This window comes from Pseudomonas palleroniana (genome assembly GCF_022836895.1).
In the GTDB taxonomy this organism is placed as follows: domain Bacteria; phylum Pseudomonadota; class Gammaproteobacteria; order Pseudomonadales; family Pseudomonadaceae; genus Aquipseudomonas; species Aquipseudomonas palleroniana.
Map to the genome: position 1 here is coordinate 2,797,307 of NZ_CP092411.1, position 18,255 is coordinate 2,815,561.

General features: G+C 62.1%; 18 protein-coding genes. 5 read left to right on the forward strand and 13 right to left on the reverse strand.

Annotated elements, in window-relative coordinates; all coding sequences use genetic code 11:
* Position 1: 1 nt before the first annotated feature.
* Positions 2-1,174, reverse strand: coding sequence for an efflux RND transporter periplasmic adaptor subunit (locus tag MJP36_RS12800; protein WP_060756823.1), 1,173 nt, complete (start codon positions 1,172-1,174; stop codon positions 2-4).
* 253 nt (positions 1,175-1,427) lie between these two features.
* Between MJP36_RS12800 and MJP36_RS12805 the strand changes: the two genes are divergently transcribed.
* The 4 genes from MJP36_RS12805 (at position 1,428) to MJP36_RS12820 (ending at position 5,508) form a co-directional block, all read left to right on the forward strand.
* Complete coding sequence (locus MJP36_RS12805; RefSeq protein WP_090369987.1) at positions 1,428-1,910, forward strand: sigma-70 family RNA polymerase sigma factor; 483 nt, start codon at positions 1,428-1,430, stop codon at positions 1,908-1,910.
* 118 nt (positions 1,911-2,028) lie between these two features.
* Positions 2,029-3,366: a lysine N(6)-hydroxylase/L-ornithine N(5)-oxygenase family protein gene (locus MJP36_RS12810; protein WP_244385480.1), complete on the forward strand. Its 1,338-nt coding sequence runs from the start codon at positions 2,029-2,031 to the stop codon at positions 3,364-3,366.
* 100 nt (positions 3,367-3,466) lie between these two features.
* Positions 3,467-4,687: a putative DNA modification/repair radical SAM protein gene (locus MJP36_RS12815; RefSeq protein ID WP_060756820.1), complete on the forward strand. Its 1,221-nt coding sequence runs from the start codon at positions 3,467-3,469 to the stop codon at positions 4,685-4,687.
* Entirely contained in the window at positions 4,684-5,508 is an 825-nt protein-coding gene (locus MJP36_RS12820) for a TIGR03915 family putative DNA repair protein (protein ID WP_060756819.1), read from the forward strand. Before MJP36_RS12815 ends, MJP36_RS12820 begins: the two co-directional genes overlap by 4 nt.
* A gap of 304 nt (positions 5,509-5,812) precedes the next feature.
* Here MJP36_RS12820 and MJP36_RS12825 read toward each other — a convergent pair whose 3' ends face one another.
* From MJP36_RS12825 to ctlX, 7 genes are all read right to left on the reverse strand, one after another.
* Positions 5,813-6,310 (reverse strand): Lrp/AsnC family transcriptional regulator, encoded by a 498-nt coding sequence (locus MJP36_RS12825; protein ID WP_060756818.1) that lies wholly within the window; start codon positions 6,308-6,310, stop codon positions 5,813-5,815.
* Between the two features lie 4 nt (positions 6,311-6,314).
* Positions 6,315-7,145, reverse strand: a complete 831-nt coding sequence (locus MJP36_RS12830) for an ABC transporter ATP-binding protein (protein WP_178126877.1) — start codon at positions 7,143-7,145, stop codon at positions 6,315-6,317.
* A 3-nt stretch (positions 7,146-7,148) separates the two neighbouring features.
* Positions 7,149-7,862 (reverse strand): ABC transporter permease, encoded by a 714-nt coding sequence (locus tag MJP36_RS12835; protein WP_244385481.1) that lies wholly within the window; start codon positions 7,860-7,862, stop codon positions 7,149-7,151.
* Positions 7,859-8,560, reverse strand: a complete 702-nt coding sequence (locus tag MJP36_RS12840; RefSeq protein WP_244385482.1) for an ABC transporter permease — start codon at positions 8,558-8,560, stop codon at positions 7,859-7,861. Before MJP36_RS12840 ends, MJP36_RS12835 begins: the two co-directional genes overlap by 4 nt.
* 170 nt (positions 8,561-8,730) lie before the next feature.
* Positions 8,731-9,510, reverse strand: a complete 780-nt coding sequence (locus tag MJP36_RS12845; protein WP_060756814.1) for an ABC transporter substrate-binding protein — start codon at positions 9,508-9,510, stop codon at positions 8,731-8,733.
* Between the two features lie 244 nt (positions 9,511-9,754).
* Positions 9,755-10,801 carry an ornithine cyclodeaminase gene (locus tag MJP36_RS12850; protein ID WP_244385483.1) on the reverse strand — a complete coding sequence of 349 codons (1,047 nt, stop codon included), beginning with the start codon at positions 10,799-10,801 and terminating at the stop codon, positions 9,755-9,757.
* 11 nt (positions 10,802-10,812) lie between these two features.
* Positions 10,813-11,739, reverse strand: a complete 927-nt coding sequence (gene ctlX, locus MJP36_RS12855; RefSeq protein WP_104994232.1) for a citrulline utilization hydrolase CtlX — start codon at positions 11,737-11,739, stop codon at positions 10,813-10,815.
* A 216-nt stretch (positions 11,740-11,955) separates the two neighbouring features.
* Here ctlX and MJP36_RS12860 point away from each other — a divergent pair, with 216 nt between their 5' ends.
* Complete coding sequence (locus tag MJP36_RS12860; RefSeq protein WP_161549232.1) at positions 11,956-12,843, forward strand: GNAT family acetyltransferase; 888 nt, start codon at positions 11,956-11,958, stop codon at positions 12,841-12,843.
* A gap of 40 nt (positions 12,844-12,883) precedes the next feature.
* On the opposite strand, the gene MJP36_RS12865 is transcribed toward MJP36_RS12860, so the two are convergent.
* The 5 genes from MJP36_RS12865 to MJP36_RS12885 all read right to left on the reverse strand — a co-directional run bounded on the left by MJP36_RS12865 (position 12,884) and on the right by MJP36_RS12885 (position 18,254).
* A complete protein-coding gene (locus MJP36_RS12865; protein ID WP_244385484.1) occupies positions 12,884-13,162 on the reverse strand; it encodes a hypothetical protein in 279 nt (92 codons plus the stop codon).
* A gap of 172 nt (positions 13,163-13,334) precedes the next feature.
* On the reverse strand, positions 13,335-14,354 hold the full coding sequence (locus MJP36_RS12870; protein WP_090370004.1) for a branched-chain amino acid aminotransferase: 1,020 nt from the start codon (positions 14,352-14,354) through the stop codon (positions 13,335-13,337).
* A 194-nt stretch (positions 14,355-14,548) separates the two neighbouring features.
* Entirely contained in the window at positions 14,549-15,928 is a 1,380-nt protein-coding gene (gene lpdA / locus MJP36_RS12875) for a dihydrolipoyl dehydrogenase (protein ID WP_244385485.1), read from the reverse strand.
* A 4-nt stretch (positions 15,929-15,932) separates the two neighbouring features.
* Positions 15,933-17,195 carry a dihydrolipoamide acetyltransferase family protein gene (locus tag MJP36_RS12880; RefSeq protein WP_244385486.1) on the reverse strand — a complete coding sequence of 421 codons (1,263 nt, stop codon included), beginning with the start codon at positions 17,193-17,195 and terminating at the stop codon, positions 15,933-15,935.
* Positions 17,196-18,254: an alpha-ketoacid dehydrogenase subunit beta gene (locus MJP36_RS12885; RefSeq protein ID WP_090370010.1), complete on the reverse strand. Its 1,059-nt coding sequence runs from the start codon at positions 18,252-18,254 to the stop codon at positions 17,196-17,198.
* Between the last annotated feature and the right edge of the window lies 1 nt (position 18,255).

Sequence of the window (18,255 nt, forward strand, 5' to 3'; positions counted from 1 at the left end):
CTCAGCCCCCGTTGCCGTCGGCCGGGCCGATCAACAGGTGCTCGCCTTCGCGCAAGCCGTCCAGCACCTCGACACGCAGGCGGTCGCTGATGCCCAGGCGGACTTCGCGGTCTTCGATAGCGCCGTTTTTCGCCACGACTCGGGCGATCTGCCGGTCGGCACTGGCGGTGCCTTGCAGGGCGGCGACGGGCACGGTCAGCGCATCCTTGACTTGGCCGGCGACGAAAAATACCTGGGCGGTCATCTCGGCCATCAGCGCGTTGTCGGCGTTGTCCACATCCAGCAGCACGGTATACAGCACCACACGGCCACTCCCGCTTTTGCTCGTGCTGCTGGGGCTGCCACCGCCCTGGCTGGTCTCATTGAGGGGCTTGGGCGGGATCGGCAGGATCTGTCGCACGGTGCTGGTCCAGCGTCGATTGCCGCCGCTCAGCGTGGTGAAGTAGGCCGTCATGCCGGGCTTGACGTGGCCGATGTCGGCTTCTGAAACCTCAGCCCACACCGTCATCGGCGACAGCTTGGCGATCCGCAGGATCAAGGGTGTTTGTTGCTGGGCATTGAGCGTCTGGCCGACGCGTGCGTCCACGGCGACCACGGTGCCATCCATCGGCGCGAAGATCCGCGTGTAACCCAACTCGGCTTCGTCGCTGCGCAGGCTGGCCTGGGCCTGGCGAATCTGTGCCTGGAACATCTCGACCCGCGCCTGGGTGGCACTCAGTTCGGCCTGGGCGGTTTGCACATCTTCCTCACGGGTGGCGTTGCCGGCGGCCAGGCGTTGCTGACGCTGGTACTTCTGGCGTGCCAGGGCATGCTGGGCTGTTTGTTCCTGCAACTGGGCCTTGAGGTTTTCGATGGCGTAGCGGCTGGCATCGAGCTTGGCTTTTTGCGTGGACGGGTCGATCTCCACCAGCAGTTGGCCGGCCTTGACCTGATCACCGGCTTCTACGTGGATCTTCTGGATCTGCCCGGAAGCCTGGGCGCCAACGTCGACATAGCGCCGGGGTTGCAAGGTGCCGAGGGCGGTGACGCTGTTTTCGATACTGCCGCGGGTGACGGTGACGGTCGCGTAAGTGTCACGGCCCGGGGGAAGGGCCTGCCAGGCTGCGGCCGCGATGATGGGAATCAGGCACGCTGCGATAAGCAGGGCGCGTCGGGCAGGTCGAGGGCGTTTCATGCTTGTGTTCCAGCCAGTCAAGATCGGGGCGCAGTCGCGCAGAGCTGACAGTTAAACGAGGAAATTGGCCGGAGATTTAGCCGGTTACACAAGCAGTTACAGGTTCGGTGAAGAAAAAAAATGACCGTTGAGGCGAGAGCTGTTTAAAAGTAGATGAGAATTACTATAAATTGCACGCTCTCAAACTGCTATCACTGAACAGTCGCACTTGCCGGTGCGCGCACCTAATGCCGCCACGGGTCTGTCGGGAGTCATGTTGGAAAACTACTATCGCGAGCTGGTGTGTTTCCTCAACGCCAAGCTGGGCAACCGCCAGGTGGCCGAGGATGTGGTGCATGACGCGTATGTCCGGGTGTTGGAACGCTCCAGTGACACGCCGATCGAGCAGCCGCGCGCGTTTCTGTACCGCACGGCACTGAACCTGGTGATCGACGGCCATCGACGCAATGCCCTGCGTCAGGCCGAACCCCTGGAGGTGCTGGACAGCGAAGAGCGTTTCGCCACGGACTCGCCGCACATCAGTCACGACCGCGGGCAACGCCTGGAAATGCTCGAGCGTGCCCTGGCCGAATTGCCGGCCGCCTGCCGCGACAGCTTCCTGCTGCGCAAACTCGACGGCTTGTCTCACCTGCAAATCGCCGAGCGCCTGAACATTTCCCGCGCCCTGGTGGAAAAGCACATCGTCAATGCCATGAAGCATTGCCGGGTGCGAATGCGCGAGTGGGAAGCACACTGATCGCTGATCAGTTAAATTTTATTTCACTGTCCTCGTTTCCTATCAACACACGACCTGATGTGCGGGTCGCGAAGGTATTCCCGCCCCACCGCCAGGGGCTTATCCAGAGGACACTGGAATGACACAGGCAATTGCTTCGGCTGCGGTTCACGACCTGATCGGTATCGGTTTCGGCCCTTCGAACCTGGCGCTGGCCATCGCCCTGCAGGAGCGCGAAAAGGCCCAGGGCAAACTGGACGTACTGTTTCTCGACAAACAGGCCGACTATCGCTGGCACGGTAATACCCTGGTCACCCAGAGTGAGTTGCAGATCTCCTTCCTCAAAGACCTGGTGACCTTGCGCAACCCCACCAGCCCTTACTCTTTCGTCAATTACTTGAAAGCCCACGACCGTTTGGTGGATTTCATCAACCTGGGCACCTTCTATCCGTGCCGCATGGAGTACAACGACTACCTGCGCTGGGTCGCCGGGCAGTTCCAGGCCCAGGCGCGCTACGGCGAGGAAGTGCTGGCGATCGAGCCGATCCTGCACCAGCAGCAGGTTGAAGCGCTGCGTGTGATTTCCCGCGATGCGCTGGGCGAGCAGCATGTACGCACCACCCGCAACGTGGTGGTGAGCCCTGGTGGCACCGCGCGCGTGCCCGAAGCGTTCAAGGGCCTCAAGGATGATGGCCGTGTGTTCCACCACTCTCACTACCTGGAGCGCATGGCCACCCAGCCCTGTGTCGAAGGCAAGGCGATGCGCGTTGCGATCATCGGCGGTGGCCAGAGTGCAGCCGAGGCGTTTATCGACTTGAACGACAGCTTCCCGTCGGTGCAGGTCGACATGATCCTGCGCGGTTCGGCACTCAAGCCCGCCGATGACAGCCCGTTCGTAAACGAAGTGTTTTCGCCGGCCTTTACCGACCTGGTGTTCCAGCAAGTCGGTGCCGAACGCGAGCGGCTGGTTGCCGAGTACCAGAACACCAACTACTCGGTGGTGGACCTGGACCTGATCGAGCGTATCTACGGCATCTTCTACCGCCAGAAAGTCTCCGGCATCGCCCGCCAGGCGTTCCGCCCCCTGACCGTGGTGGAGAAAGCCAGCGCCAGCGCGCTGGGCATTGAACTGATCCTGCGCGACAACGCCAGCGGCGTAACCAGCGTCAACCACTACGACGCGGTCATCCTCGCCACGGGGTATGAGCGCCAGCAACACCGCGAACTGTTGGCGCCGTTGCAAGCCTATATGGGCGACTTCGAAGTGGCCCGCGATTACCGCATCATCACCGATGAACGTTGCAAGGCGGGCGTCTACATCCAGGGCTTCAGCCAGGCCAGCCATGGCTTGAGCGATACCTTGCTGTCGGTACTGCCGATTCGCGCGGACGAAATTGCGAGCTCGTTGTTCGAGCATGACCGCCATCGTGGCACAGGGCGTTCGGTGCAGGACCTGCTCCTCGCCACCGCGAGCTGATCGTCTGCCGTAGGGGCGAGCACGCTCGCTCCTACAGACGGTACTGGCAACGCCGTCCGGCTCCTGATACTGTACAAAAAACCAGTATCGGTAGCCCTCCATGCAGTTGATCGAAAAACTCAGCATCCTCGCCGACGCCGCCAAGTACGACGCTTCCTGCGCCAGCAGTGGCGCGCCCAAGCGCAGTTCCGAGGGCAAGGCCGGGCTGGGTTCCACCGATGGCATGGGCATCTGCCACAGCTACACCCCGGATGGTCGCTGCGTGTCGTTGCTCAAGGTGTTGCTGACCAACTTCTGCCTCTACGACTGCCAGTACTGCGTCAACCGCCGCTCCAGCGACGTGCCCCGCGCACGCTTCAGCCCGGAGGAGGTGGTCACCCTGACCCTGGACTTCTACCGGCGCAATTGCGTCAGCGGGCTGTTTCTCAGCTCCGGCATCATCCGTTCGGCCGACTACACCATGGAACAGTTGGTGCGCGTGGCCAAGCTGCTGCGCGAAGAGCATGACTTTCGCGGCTATATCCACCTCAAGACCATTCCCGAAGCCGACCCGGCGCTGATCGCCGAAGCGGGGCGCTATGCGGATCGCCTGAGCGTGAATATCGAATTGCCCACCGATGCCAGCCTGCAAACCCTGGCACCGGAGAAACAGATCGGCTCGATCAAGCAGGCGATGCGCACCATCTACACCGGCGAGCAGACCGTCCTCAATGAGCCCCGGGCGCCGCGTTTTGCCCCGGCCGGGCAGAGCACGCAGATGATCGTCGGCGCCGATGACACTGACGACAGCACCATCCTGCATGGCGCCGAGGCGTTGTATGGCAACTTCAAGCTGCGCCGCGTTTATTACTCGGCGTTCAGCCCCATTCCCAACAGCCCGAAAAGCGTGCCCCTGGCCGCACCCCCGCTGATGCGCGAGCACCGCTTGTACCAGGCCGACTTCCTGTTGCGCAGCTACGGTTTCAGCGCCAACGAGCTGTTTGAAGGCCCAGGCCACCTGGCGTTGGATATCGACCCCAAGCTGGCCTGGGCCCTGGACAACCGCGAAGTGTTCCCCTTGGACCTGAACCGCGCCGAACCCACGTTGATCGCCCGCATCCCCGGCATTGGCTTGCGCACCACCCAGCGCCTGGTGGACTTGCGACGTGAACGCAAGATCCGTTTCGAAGACCTGGCGCGCATGCGGTGCGTGCTGGCCAAGGCCAAGCCGTTCTTCATCACCAGTGACTATCACCCGCAACAGGCCGACAGCAGCAGTGTGCTGCTGCGCGAGCAGTTGCGCGACCGTCCGCAGCCGCAACAAATGGGGTTATGGGGATGATCAGCCTGGAATGCGACAACCTGTTCAGCACCTGGCGCGAACAGGCGCGCTGGTTGCTCAGCCATCAGGTCGACCCGAGCCAGGTGAGCTGGGGCGAGGCAGAGGTGGCGGACCTGTTTGCCACCGATGAACCGATCCCTGCCGGGCTGGGGCCGTTCCAGGCGCGCATTCCCAAGGCACTGCTGGTGTTGCTGGAGTCGGCGGCCCGTTACCACGGTGACCAGCGCTGGAGCCTGCTGTACGAAGTGCTATGGCGGGTCAGCCATGGTGACCGAACGGCGATGCTGGCGGGGGACAAGTTGGGCAGCGAGTTGCAGCGGCGGATCAAGCAGGTGAGCCGTGAAGCCCATCACCTGCATGCCTTTGTACGGTTCATTGCACTGCCGGCCGAGGCGGGGCCGCAGTTGCCGGAGTACGTCGCCTGGCATGAGCCGGCCCATGACATTCTCGAGAGTGCCAGCCAGCATTTTATCGGACGCATGGGGCGCCATCGCTGGATGATCGCCACGCCTCTGGACGGGGTGTACTACGACGGCGAGCAGTTGATTCATCAACGCGAATGCCCCGAGGCGTGGCGGCAACTGGCGCAGACTGTCGAAGACCCGCACAGCGACATGTGGCTGACCTACTACAGCCATATCTTCAACCCGGCGCGCTTGAACCCCAAAGTCATGGAAGGGCACTTGCCGAGTCGGTTCTGGAAGAACCTGCCGGAGGGCAAATTGATACCGGGACTGATCAGCGAAGCGCGAACGGGCAAACAGAAGGACGGACAGGCCGCGCCGATCAGCACCCGCCCCGGCAAACGCATTGCCTTGTAGTGAGCGGGCTTGCCCCGCGCTGGGTGGCACAGCCGCCCCAAATCCGCACACCTGGGTATTCCTGAAACACCACGGCGTCCTTGTTGGGGCGGCTTCGCCCCCCCAGCGCGGGGCAAGCCCTAATGCCTGTCAGTTAAGCGATAGAACGGACGATGAATAACTTGTGGGAGGGGGCTTGCTCCCGATGAGGGTGTGCCAGTCAGCAGTTTATCGACTGACCCACCGCTATCGGGAGCAAGCCCCCCTCCCACAGTGACCGCATTAATCCTTAACTGACTGGATTAGGACAAGCCCGCTCACTACATCAGGTCAGCTCGATGGCGGTGTTTTTCACCACCGCCAACTCCGGATGTGCCACCAACTTGTCGATGTGCAACTCATCGTTGTTCAACCAGGTCTCGGTCAGCACCCGGTAATGCTCCATATCGCGGCAGCGCATGCGCAGGCTGTAGTCGAACGGCCCGCTGATCAACTGGCATTCGAACACCTGCGGGCAGGCTTTGACGCAGGCCTCGAACGCCTTCTGCGCCGAGCGCCCGCTTTGGTTGGACAAGGCTACCAGCACCAGCAGCGACAACCCCGGCGAGACCATCTGTACATCGATGATCGCCCCGTACCCGCGAATCACCCCGCGTCGCTCCAGCTTGCGCACCCGTTCCAGGCAGGGCCTGGGCGTCAGGTGCACCAGCGACGAGAGCTTTTCGTAGGTGATGCGCCCCTGGTGGCGCAATACATCGATGATCGCTTCATCGATGCGATCCAGCGCAGGGGAAGAATGGGGTCCGTTGGCCTTGGTATCCATGAGTTCACTTCAAACGGTTGGAAAGAAATTGCTGCAAGCGTTCGCTGCTGGGGTGATCGAGGATGTCGGCTCCGCCTTGTTCCTCGACCCGCCCCTGGTGCAAAAACAGCACTTGGCTGGACACCTGGCGGGCGAAGCCCATTTCGTGGGTGACCATCAGCATGGTACGGCCTTCCTCGGCCAACGTCTGTATGACTTTGAGGACTTCTCCTACGAGTTCTGGGTCCAGCGCCGAGGTCGGTTCATCGAACAGAATGATCTCGGGCTCCATCGCCAGCGCCCGAGCAATGGCCACGCGTTGCTGCTGGCCACCCGACAGAAATGCCGGGTATTGATCTGCCACGCGGCTCGGCAGGCCGACTTTGTCCAGGTACAGACGCGCGCGTTGTTGCGCCTCGGCGGCGCTGACGCCCAGCACCCGGCGCGGGGCCATGGTGATGTTCTCCAGCACCGTCATGTGGCTCCACAGATTGAAGTGCTGGAACACCATGGCCAGGCGTGTGCGCAGGTTTTGCAGTTGCGCCGGGTGGGGCGCGCGGGTGCCGGCGCGGCCGGGCTGCATTTTGAGGCTGATGCCGTCCAGGGTGATCACCCCGGCGTCCGGCTGTTCGAGAAAGTTGACGCACCGCAGCAGGGTGCTCTTGCCCGAGCCGCTGGCGCCGATCAGGCTGATCACGTCGCCGTTGCGGGCGTTGAGGGACACGCCCTTGAGCACTTCGTGTTCGCCGTAGCGTTTGTGGATGCCTTCGACTTGCAGCTTGATAGCCGCGGTTGCGGGTGTGGCAACGGGTACATCGAGCGGGTAAGCGGCCAGGGCCTGTGCGGACTGATTCATGGGTTAGCCTCGGGTAGAAACAAGGAAGCGCATCCAGCGACGTTCGGCCAGTCGAAACAGGCCCACCAGTGCAAAGGACAGCAGCATGTAGAGCAGGGCGGCGATGCCGAATGCCTGGAACGTCAGGAACGTCTCGGCATTCGCGTCGCGGGCCACCTTGAGGATGTCGGCGACGGTGGCGGTGAACGCCAGAGAGGTGGCGTGCAGCATCAGGATCATTTCGTTGCTGTAGGCCGGCAATGCGCGACGCAATGCCGCCGGCACCACCACAAACAGATTGAGCCGCCAGCCGTGCAGGCCATAGGCGCGCGCCGCTTCGATTTCACCGTAGGGAATATTGCGCATCGCTCCGGCGAAAATTTCCACGGTGTAGGCGCAAGTGTTGAGTACAAAGGCCAGCAGGGTGCAGTTCAGCGCATTGCGGAAAAACTGGTTGAGCAGCGCGTTGTCCTGCACCACTTCCAGGCTGTACAGCCCGGTGTAGCAAATCAGCAGTTGGATATACAGTGGTGTGCCGCGAAACAGGTAGGTGTAGGCCTCCACCGGCCATCGCAACCAGCAGTGCTCCGAAACGCGAGCCAGTGCCAAGGGTATCGACAGCGCAAAGCCCAGCACCACCGAGACAATAAACAGCCACAAGGTCATGGCTACGCCGGACAGGCCCGTGCCATCGCTGAACAGGTAGGCCAGGCCGTATTGCTGGAACAGTTCGATCATCGTGCCATCCCCTTGATGCCGAGGTTATAGCGTCGTTCGAGGCGCTTGAGGACGCGGTTGGACAAGGTGGTGATCACCAGATAGACCAGGCCGGCGAGGATCAGGAAATACAACGGTTCGTTAGTGGTCTTGCCGGCGTTCTGGGCGGCCTTGACCAGATCCGACAAGCCGATGATCGACACCAGTGCCGTGGATTTGAGCAGCACCAGCCAGTTATTGCCCAGGCCCGGCAGGGCGAAGCGCATCAATTGCGGGAACAGCACCAGGTGAAAACGCTGCCAGCGGCTCAAGCCATAGGCGGTCGCGGCCTCCAACTGGCCGACCGGCACACTGAGGATCGCACCGCGAAAGTTTTCGGTGAAATACGCCCCGTAGATAAAGCCCAGGGTGATCACCCCGGCGGTGAACGGGTCGATTTCCAAGTAGTCCCAGCCGAACACTTCACTCAGGTCGTTGAGCCACAGTTGCAAGCTGTAGAAAATCAGCAGGATCAGCACCAGGTCCGGCACGCTGCGGATCAGCGTGGTGTACAGCGTGGCCGGCACGCGCAGCCATCGGGCGCTGGACAGTTTGGCGCCGGCGGCAATCAGGCCGAGGGTGAGGCTCAGGGCCAGTGCCAGGAACGCCAGCTTGAGCGTCATCCACGCGCCTTGAGCCAGCATCGGGCCGTAGCCCTGCAGATTGAGGAATTCGTTCATGGGGGAGGTCTCTAAAGGGCCCGGACATACCCTCGTGGGAGCGGGCTTCTGTGGGAGGGGGCTTGCTCCCGATAGCGGTGGGTCAGTCAATGCATGTGTCGACTGGCATGTCCTCATCGGGGGCAAGCCCCCTCCCACATAAGCCTTCTCTCACAGGGTCGGGGTTGGCATCACTCGTGGTAGATGTCCTGATCGCCGAAGTACTTCTTCTGGATTTGCGCATAGGTGCCATCAGCCTGCACCGCGGCGATGCCTTTGTTGATCAGCTCACGCAACTGCTGATCGTTCTTGCGCAGGCCCATGGCGATATCCAGGGGCAGGGTCGGGTCCTTGAAGGCCGGGCCGGTCTTGAAGTCGGCGCCTTCGGGCTTGGACAGGAAGTTGAGCTGGGCTTCGAGCTTGTCGGTCAGGGTGGCATCGAGGCGACCGTTTTGCAGGTCGGCGTAGTTCTGCTCCTGGGACTGGTACGCCTTGATCTGCGCCCCCAGCTTGGCCAACTGCGCACGGGCATAGGCTTCCTGCAGCGAGCCCTGCAGCACGCCCACTTGTTTGCCCTTCAATGATTGCGGGGTGTCGCCGAAGTCGGCGCTTTTGCGCGTGATCACCGAGGTCGGGCTGAGGAACAGCCGGTCGCTGAAGTCGATGACCTTCTCGCGGGCCGGGGTCACGGCCATGGACGACATGATTGCGTCGAACTTGCGCGCTCGCAGGGCCGGGATCATGCCGTCGAATTCGTTATGCACCCACGTGCATTTGACCTCGAGCTTGGCGCAGATCGCATTGCCCAATTCAATATCGAAACCTTGCAGGCTGCCGTCGGCGGCGACGGACTCGAAGGGGGGATACTCGGGGAACACGCCGAAGCGGATTTCTTTCCAATCTTGCGCATGGGCGGCGGTGGCGCACAGTGGCAACAGCAATGCAGCGAAGAGTGATCGCAGTGAAGTCATGGTGGAGTCCCTATATTTTGTAATTGATGTCAGGGGCGGTCATAAAGTTGAAACATCCTTCTCGTCGGCGCAGAGAATGCTCCATGATGGTGCGTTTTTTGTGTCGTTTACCCCCTGCATAAAGCGCAAATTGCGCTGTTAAAAAGTGCAATGCAGCGGAATCGGCTGTTGCACGGGCTGAATCGGCTTGTCAAAGCTGAAATTCTGGCCTGCCTCGGGCGTGAAGCGGCAGGCCAGAGCGGTCTCAGGCGCGCTTTTTCTGCTGTGCCGCCGGTTGTTGGGCCAGCCGTGCGTACAGGTCTTTCGGGTCGGCCAGGTCCGGCACCAGCTCCAGTTCACGGCCAACCTCCAGGGCCTTGGCCACATCCAGCACATAGCGCAGCGCCGAATAGTCTTCGATGGCAAAGCCCACCGAATCGAACAGGGTGACCTGGCGCGCGTTCTCGCGGCCTGGCTGCCGGCCGTTGATCACCTGCCACAGTTCGGTGACCGGCGAATCTTGCGGCATTTGCTGGATTTCGCCTTCGATGCGGCTCTGCGGTTCGTACTCGACGATCACCCGGGCGCGCTCGACGATACGTCGGTCCAGCTCGGTCTTGCCCGGGCAATCGCCGCCCACGGCATTCAGGTGCATGCCCGGTTCGATCATGTCGTCGGTGAGAATCGTCGCGTAGGCCTTGTCGGCGGTCACGGTGGTGACGATGTCCGCACCTTTGACCGCTTCGGCCACGCTGCCGGCCAGGATCACCTTGATCGCCGGGAACGCCTTGAGGTTGGCGGCGAGTTTGGCGGTGGCCTGGGCGTCGATATCGAACAGGCGGATTTCATTGATGCCGAGCATGGCGTGGAACGCCACGGCCTGGAATTCGCTTTGTGAGCCGTTGCCGATCAACGCCATGCTGCGGCTGTTGTCGCGGGCCAGGTAGCGCGCCACCAGTGCCGAAGTGGCGGCGGTGCGGATGGCGGTGGTCAGGGTCATTTCCGCGAGCAGCACCGGCTGGCCGGTATCCACATCGCCCAGGGCACCGAAGGCCATCACCGTGAGCAGGCCGGCCAGGGTGTTTTTCGGGTGACCGTTGACGTATTTGAAGGCGTACAGCGAGGCGTCGGACACCGGCATCAACTCGATCACGCCGTCCGGCGAGTGGTTGGCCAGGCGTGCGCATTTTTCGAAATCCGGCCAGCGCAGGTAGTCGGCGCGGATGTACTCGGCCATTTCGCTGATGCAGGTGGGCAGGCCCTTCTGCGAGACCAGGTAGCAGAGGTCGTTGACGTCGATGTAACGGGTCATGGCAAGACTCCTTATTGAAATGAGGGGCGGGCAGGCAAGTGCACTTCCGCCAGCATGCAGCGGGCACTGCCGCCACCGATGCGTTCGATGTTGTCGATGTTCACCACCACGGGGCGCGTGTGGCGCTCCACGTGCTGGCGCTGTGCCGGTTGCAGCGCGCCCCAGGCGCTGGCGGACATCACCAGCAGCGGCTGGCCGTCACGGTCATGCACTTCGAGCATGTTGCCGGCGAAGGCTTCGAGCTGGTCGAAGTCGAGGCTGAGGATGTCTTTGCCGGTGTCGCGCAGGGAGCGTTCCAGGGCCTGGCGTTCAGTGGCGTCGGGCAGGGCCTGCAGGCACACCACCGAGAGGTCGCGACCGACGCTCATCATCACGTTGCTGTGGTAGATCGGCGCCTGGTGACGGTCCACGGCGTGGAACACGCACAGTCGGTAGTCGAGGCGTTCGGCGAACTGGCGCAGGGCGTCCTGGTGCGTGCGCCCGGAGTGGCAGGCGTAGCTGATGCGGTGCTGGCGGTCGAGCACCATGCTGCCGGTGCCTTCGAGGAAAATGTTCTGTTGTTCCAGGTGACTGAGGTCAATGGTGTGGTGGATTGCAAAACGCTGCTCCAGTATTTGCAACACACCCTTGTCGCGTTCCAGTCGTCGGTTCTGGCCTTCCATCGGGTACAGCACCAGGCTGCCGTCGGCGTGGCTGCTCCACCAGTTATTCGGGAAAATCGAGTCGGGCGTGTGGGGCGCCGGCGTGTCCTGCACCACCAGTACCTCCACGCCATGCCGGCGCAGGGTATCGACATAACCGTCGAACTCTTCCAGCGCTTTGTGCTGCACGCCTGACGGGTCGAGGGGTGGGCGCTGGAAGCGGTTGTTGATCGCGGTGTCCGGGTTGAAGGCAAAGCGCGCCGGGCGAATCATCAGGACGGTGTTGGTGGTTTGCATGGGGCACGAAATCCATGGGGTGAGCGTTGACGCTATTTTGTGCGTTGTGCTGGGTGAATCCCGGCTGAAACAACCAGGTGGCCCAGCCGGGAAAGCTGAAAGGCGGGGTGTGGCAGCCGAATCGGCTGTTGGAGTGAAATGCGCTCAAACGGTGGGAGGGGCGGTGCGACATTGGTATTGTGGCGTCTGTCATAGCCGTGTCAGGCAGGAGGAATCATGTCTACCGCCGTTCGTCTCGCTCAAGCCTCAGATGCCGAAGGCATCAGCCAGGTCATCCTCGCCGCCTTGCACAGCAGCAATGCACGGGATTACCCGGCGGATGTGATCGCCCGCGTGGCGAGCAACTTCACACCGGATGCCGTGCTGGAGCTGCTCAAGCGCCGCGTGGTGCTGGTGGCGGTCCAGGATCAAATGATCGTCGCCACCGCTGCCCTCGACGCCAATGTGGTGCGCTCGGTGTTCGTCAACCCGGCACTGCAAGGGCAGGGGATTGGCCGGCTATTGATGATTGAAATCGAACTGCGTGCCCGCGAAGCCGGGGTGACGACCCTGAGCGTGCCGTCCTCGCTGACCGCCGAGCCGTTCTACACCAAGCTGGGGTTTCATACGGTGCGCGACGTTTACCACGGCAACGAGCGCACGCTGGTGATGGAGAAAACCCTGTTATCACGCCACCCCATCGGGCTGTACCGTGACCGTCAGCACCGCGCACAGGTGATCGCGTTGTGGCAGGAGGCGTTTGGCTATGACACTGCGCATAACCTGCCGAGCCTGGCGATCGATAAGAAGCTGGCGGTCAATGATGGGTTGTTCTTCGTCGCGACAGACAAAAAGGCCGTGATTGGGACTGTGCTTGCCGGCTACGACGGCCATCGTGGTTGGCTGTATTCGGTGGCGGTGCACGCGGACTATCGGCGGCATGGCCTGGGGTCGTCGCTGGTGCGTTATGCGGAGCAGGCGTTGACGGCGTTGGGCTGCATGAAGATCAACCTGCAGATCACCGGCGGTAATGATGCGGTGGTGGGGTTCTACGAGGCGCTGGGGTATGGGGTGGAACCGAGGATCAGCATGGGCAAGAAGATTACGGAAAACATCAACGGTTGAGGCGCATGATCGACGGCAACCTGATCATGCCGGGTGATATTTATTTTTTCGCCTTTTTTCGTTTCTTCATGGCATAGGCTGTCATTTTGGCGAAAGCGTTGGCGACATGGAGGTAATGCGCCTTGTCATCGTCATCGTAGTCACCATCGCCGTCGACGTCATCCGGCGCCGAGGCGGTGTCGTAGTTACCGTCGTGTTTGCTGGACGACGTGTAAACCGCCCAATCCAGATCGCCGTTAATGTACGTTTCCATAACGATTTCCTTGCTACCGTCGTTCTCGAAATCCTCTGCCGAAACGCGTAATTCATAGATCGCCATAATAGGCTCCTGCTTGGTTTAGAAGGGAGACCCAAGTTAGGCGCGCCGATTTTTACTGTCTACTGTCAGACTTCACAGGTGATTGGGTATCCAGTGCTTCACAACATAAAAAAAGCCCATCCACCGAAAGAGGGGAACGGGCCTTTTCTGAAACGGAACGTTCAGGTCATTTTCAAACCTTGACGATCCAACCTTCCGGCGCTTCAACATCACCGGTCTGCACACCGGTCAGCTCTTTGTAGAGCTTCTGGGTGATCGGGCCGACTTCGGTCTCGCTGTGGAACACATGCAGCTTGCCGTTGTACTGGATACCGCCGATGGGCGAGATCACGGCGGCGGTACCGCAGGCACCAGCTTCCTTGAACTGATCCAGTTTGTCGATGAACACTTCGCCCTCGACCACTTCCAGGCCCAGGCGGGTCTTGGCCAGTTCGATCAGCGACAGGCGGGTGATGCCTGGCAGTACCGAAGGCGACTTCGGCGTGATGAACTGGTTGTCGTGGGTGATCCCGAAGAAGTTCGCCGAACCGACTTCTTCGATTTTCGAATGGGTCATCGGGTCCAGGTAGATCGCGTCGGCGAAGCCGGATTTCTTCGCTTCGGAACCTGGCATCAGGCTGGCGGCGTAGTTGCCACCGACCTTGGCGGCACCGGTGCCTTGTGGCGCGGCGCGGTCGAAGCTGGAGATCTGGAAGTTGTGAGGCGTCAGGCCACCTTTGAAATAGGCGCCGACCGGGATGCAGAACACCGAGAAGATGAACTCCGGCGCGGTGCGCACGCCGATGTTGTCACCGGTGCCGATCACGAACGGGCGCAGGTACAGCGCGCCGCCGCTGCCATACGGCGGGATGAACCGCTCGTTGGCCTTGACCACTTGCTTGCAGGCTTCGATGAACACGTCGGTCGGTACATGCGGCATCAGCAGGCGTGCACAGCTGCGTTGCATGCGGGCGGCGTTCTGGTCCGGGCGGAACAGGTTGATCGAGCCGTCCTTGCAACGGTAGGCCTTGAGGCCCTCGAAGCACTGCTGGCCGTAGTGCAGGGCGGTGGAGCCCTCGCTGATGTGCAGCACGTTGTCGTCGGTCAGGGTGCCTTCTTGCCATTCGCCGTTTTTCCAGACCTGGAGAAACCGCTTGTCGGTCTTGATGTAGTCAAAACCCAGCTTGTCCCAATTGATGCTCTCGTTACCCATGACACCCTCTAATCTCTGGTCAAGTCGGTTTTTTTCTGAATGGGCACAACAATACTGCATTCTGGCTGTGTGTGGGAGCGGGCTGATGGTGGCGAGGGAGCTTGCTCCCGCTCGACTGCGTAGCAGTCGCCAGCATTTGGGGGCGCTTCGCACCCCAGCGGGAGCAAGCTCCCTCGCCACGGAAACCGTTCCGGTCAAAGGTGCAAGGCATGCCCCAAGGCCCGCAGCGCCGCTTCCTGTACCGCTTCACCCAGGGTCGGGTGAGCATGGATGGTGCCGGCCACGTCTTCCAGGCGCGCCCCCATTTCCAGGCTCAGGCCGAAGGCCGTGGACAATTCGGACACACCGACCCCCACGGCTTGCCAACCGACAATCAGGTGATTGTCACGCCGTGCCACCACCCGTACGAAGCCGGTTTTCGACTCCAGGGTCATGGCCCGGCCATTGGCCGCGAACGGGAAGCTCGACACGATGCAATCCAGGCCCGCCGCCTTGGCCTCATCCGGGGTCTTGCCGACCACCACCAATTCAGGATCGGTAAAGCACACGGCAGGGATCGCCGCCGGGTTGAATTCGCGGTGTTTGCCGCTGATCAGTTCGGCGACCATCTCACCCTGGGCCATGGCCCGGTGCGCCAGCATCGGCTCGCCGCTCAGGTCGCCGATGGCCCACACGTTGCGCATGCTGGTCTGGCAATGCTGGTCGACCTTGATCGCCGCGCCGTTCATGTCCAGATTCAGCGCTTCGAGGTTCCAGCCTTGGGTGTTGGGTTTGCGACCTACGGCCACCAGCACCTGATCCGTCTCCAGCGACACCGTGTCGCCATTCGGATCACGCACTTGCAGGCGGTTTTGCTCGAAACCGGTGACGCTGTGCTTGAGGTACAGCTTCACGCCCAACTGCCTGAGGGATTCGTTCACCGGTTGCGTCAGCTCGGCGTCGTAGGCCGGCAGAATGCGCTCTTGCGCCTCGACCACACTGACCTCGGCGCCGAGCTTGCGGTAGGCAATCCCCAGCTCCAGGCCGATGTACCCGCCACCGACCACAATCAAGCGCTTGGGCACACGGGTGGGCGCCAAGGCTTCGGTGGAGGAGATGACCGGGCCGCCAATCGGCAGCATCGGCAGGTTGACGCTTTTCGAGCCGGTGGCCAGCAGCAGGTGTTCGCAGTGGATACGCTGCTCGCCCACCTCGACGGTCTTGCCGTCCACCACCGTGGCCCAACCGTGGATCACCTGCACTTTGTGCTTCTTCAGCAATGCGGCGACGCCGGTGGTCAGGCGGTCGACGATACCGTCTTTCCATTCCACGCTTTTGCGGATGTCCAGGGTCGGCACATCCACTTCGATACCCAACGGCGAACCCTGGCTGAGGTGCACGGTTTGCTGGAACTGCTCGGCCACATGGATCAGGGCCTTGGACGGGATACAGCCGATGTTCAGGCAAGTGCCGCCCAGGGCCTGGCCTTCCACCAGAATGGTCGGGATGCCCAACTGGCCGGCGCGGATCGCCGCCACATAACCGCCGGGGCCGCCGCCAATGATCAGCAGCGTGGTGTTCAATGTCTGAGTCATGCCCTTACTCCAGGAACAGGCTGGCGGGTTGTTCGAGCAGGCCGCGAATGGCCTGGATGAATTGCGCCGCGTCCATGCCATCGACCACACGGTGATCGAAGGAACTGGAAAGGTTCATCATTTTGCGCACCACGATCTGGCCCTTGATCACCATCGGCCGCTCGACCATGCGGTTGACGCCGACAATCGCCACCTCCGGCAGGTTCAGCACCGGGGTGCTGACGATGCCGCCCAATGCGCCCAGGCTGGTCAGGGTAATGCTCGAACCGGACAGCTCATCGCGGCTGGCCTTGCCGTTGCGTGCGGCGGTGGCCAAACGCGCGATTTCTTCGGCAGTGCTCCACAGGCTGCGCGCCTCGGCGTGACGCACCACCGGCACCATCAAACCCACGTCGCTCTGCGTGGCGACGCCCACATGCACCGCGCCAAGGCGGGTGATGACCTGGGCTTCGTCGTCGTAGCGTGCGTTGATCTGCGGGAAGTCGCGCAGTGCCACCACCATCGCACGCACGATAAACGGCAGCAGGGTCAGCTTGCCGCGAGTCGCGCCGTGCTTCTCATTGAGGTGCACGCGCAACTCCTCCAGAGCGGTGACGTCGATTTCTTCCACATAGCTGAAATGCGCGGCGCGGCGGGTCGCATCCTGCATGCGCTGGGCGATCTTGCGGCGCATGCCGATCACCGGGATCTGTGCTTCGTCGTGGCGTTCGGCGTAGGGGTTGGCGGCTGTCGATGCCTGCGCTGTGCCTTGTTGCAGGTAAGCGTCGAGGTCTTCGTGCAGGATCCGGCCGGCCGGGCCCGTGCCCTGCACCAGACGCAACTGGATACCCGCATCCAGTGCATGTTTGCGCACGGCAGGGGAGGCCAGGGGGCGTTCACCGGCTTCGCGGGCGACGGGTGCGGCCGCAGGCTTGGCCGCCGCCCTGGTTTCAACGATAACGGGTGCCGGCTTGGCCTCGACAACGGGGGCGGGCGCCGCCTTGACCGGCTCCGCCGCTGCCGGCGCGTCCTTGGCGTTCCCCGCGCCTTCCACTTCAATGCTGATCAGGATACTGCCCACCGCCATGACCTCGCCCGGTTCGCCACCGAGGGAAATCACCCTGCCGTGTACTGGCGAGGGAATGTCCACCATCGCCTTGTCGGTCATCACATCCGCCAGCACCTGGTCTTCAACCACCAGGTCGCCGACCTTCACATGCCAGACCGACAGTTCAACTTCTGCGATGCCTTCGCCAATGTCCGGCATCTTGATAACGTGCGTGCCCATTCAGACCTCCATGACCCGTTTCAACGCCGCGCCCACTCGAGACGGCCCTGGGAAATACGCCCACTCCTGCGCGTGCGGGTAGGGGGTGTCCCAACCGGTGACGCGTTCGATCGGCGCTTCCAGGTGATGGAAGCAATGCTCTTGCACCAGCGACACCAACTCGGCACCAAAACCGCAGGTACGCGTGGCCTCATGCACCACCACACAACGGCCGGTCTTTTTCACCGACTTGACGATGGTGTCCAGGTCCAGCGGCCACAGGCTGCGCAGGTCGATGACCTCGGCGTCGATGCCGGTTTCTTCGGCGGCGACCTGGGACACATACACGGTGGTGCCGTAGGTCAGCACGGTCACCGCAGAGCCCGGACGCACGATGGCGGCCACGTCCAGCGGCACGGTGTAGTAACCATCCGGCACTTGTGCTTGCGGGTGTTTCGACCACGGCGTGACCGGACGATCGTGATGACCATCGAACGGGCCGTTGTACAGGCGCTTGGGCTCCAGGAAGATCACCGGGTCATCGTTTTCGATCGAGGCGATCAGCAGGCCCTTGGCGTCATAAGGGTTGGAGGGCATCACCGTGCGCAGGCCGCAGACCTGGGTGAACACCGCTTCGATACTCTGGCTGTGGGTCTGGCCACCGTAAATGCCACCGCCGCAGGGCATGCGCATGGTCAGCGGCGCCGTGAACTGGCCGGCCGAGCGATAACGCAGGCGCGCAGCTTCCGAGATGATCTGGTCGGTGGCGGGGTAGACGTAGTCGGCGAACTGGATCTCGGCCACCGGGCGCAGGCCATAGGCACCCATGCCCACGGCCACGCCGATAATCCCGCTTTCCGAGATCGGCGCGTCGAACACCCGCGAACTGCCGTACTTGTTCTGCAAGCCTTCGGTGCAACGGAACACGCCGCCGAAGTAACCCACGTCCTGGCCGAACACCACCACGTTGTCGTCACGTTCAAGCATCACATCCATGGCCGAGCGCAGGGCCTGGATCATGGTCATGGTGGTGGTGGTCATGGCGGTTTCCAATTCGATGCTGTTGTTGTGATCGTTCATG

Bases quoted from the DNA above. Each gene is read 5' to 3' on its own strand.
- MJP36_RS12845 (WP_060756814.1), bottom strand. From the start codon at position 9,510: ATGACTTCACTGCGATCACTCTTCGCTGCATTGCTGTTGCCACTGTGC.
- MJP36_RS12840 (WP_244385482.1), bottom strand. From the start codon at position 8,560: ATGAACGAATTCCTCAATCTGCAGGGCTACGGCCCGATGCTGGCTCAA.
- MJP36_RS12800 (WP_060756823.1), bottom strand. From the start codon at position 1,174: ATGAAACGCCCTCGACCTGCCCGACGCGCCCTGCTTATCGCAGCGTGC.
- MJP36_RS12865 (WP_244385484.1), bottom strand. From the start codon at position 13,162: ATGGCGATCTATGAATTACGCGTTTCGGCAGAGGATTTCGAGAACGAC.
- lpdA (WP_244385485.1), bottom strand. From the start codon at position 15,928: ATGACTCAGACATTGAACACCACGCTGCTGATCATTGGCGGCGGCCCC.
- MJP36_RS12885 (WP_090370010.1), bottom strand. From the start codon at position 18,254: ATGAACGATCACAACAACAGCATCGAATTGGAAACCGCCATGACCACC.
- MJP36_RS12805 (WP_090369987.1), top strand. From the start codon at position 1,428: ATGTTGGAAAACTACTATCGCGAGCTGGTGTGTTTCCTCAACGCCAAG.
- ctlX (WP_104994232.1), bottom strand. From the start codon at position 11,739: ATGCAAACCACCAACACCGTCCTGATGATTCGCCCGGCGCGCTTTGCC.
- MJP36_RS12810 (WP_244385480.1), top strand. From the start codon at position 2,029: ATGACACAGGCAATTGCTTCGGCTGCGGTTCACGACCTGATCGGTATC.
- MJP36_RS12860 (WP_161549232.1), top strand. From the start codon at position 11,956: ATGTCTACCGCCGTTCGTCTCGCTCAAGCCTCAGATGCCGAAGGCATC.
- MJP36_RS12820 (WP_060756819.1), top strand. From the start codon at position 4,684: ATGATCAGCCTGGAATGCGACAACCTGTTCAGCACCTGGCGCGAACAG.
- MJP36_RS12835 (WP_244385481.1), bottom strand. From the start codon at position 7,862: ATGATCGAACTGTTCCAGCAATACGGCCTGGCCTACCTGTTCAGCGAT.
- MJP36_RS12850 (WP_244385483.1), bottom strand. From the start codon at position 10,801: ATGACCCGTTACATCGACGTCAACGACCTCTGCTACCTGGTCTCGCAG.
- MJP36_RS12815 (WP_060756820.1), top strand. From the start codon at position 3,467: ATGCAGTTGATCGAAAAACTCAGCATCCTCGCCGACGCCGCCAAGTAC.
- MJP36_RS12830 (WP_178126877.1), bottom strand. From the start codon at position 7,145: ATGAATCAGTCCGCACAGGCCCTGGCCGCTTACCCGCTCGATGTACCC.
- MJP36_RS12870 (WP_090370004.1), bottom strand. From the start codon at position 14,354: ATGGGTAACGAGAGCATCAATTGGGACAAGCTGGGTTTTGACTACATC.
- MJP36_RS12880 (WP_244385486.1), bottom strand. From the start codon at position 17,195: ATGGGCACGCACGTTATCAAGATGCCGGACATTGGCGAAGGCATCGCA.
- MJP36_RS12825 (WP_060756818.1), bottom strand. From the start codon at position 6,310: ATGGATACCAAGGCCAACGGACCCCATTCTTCCCCTGCGCTGGATCGC.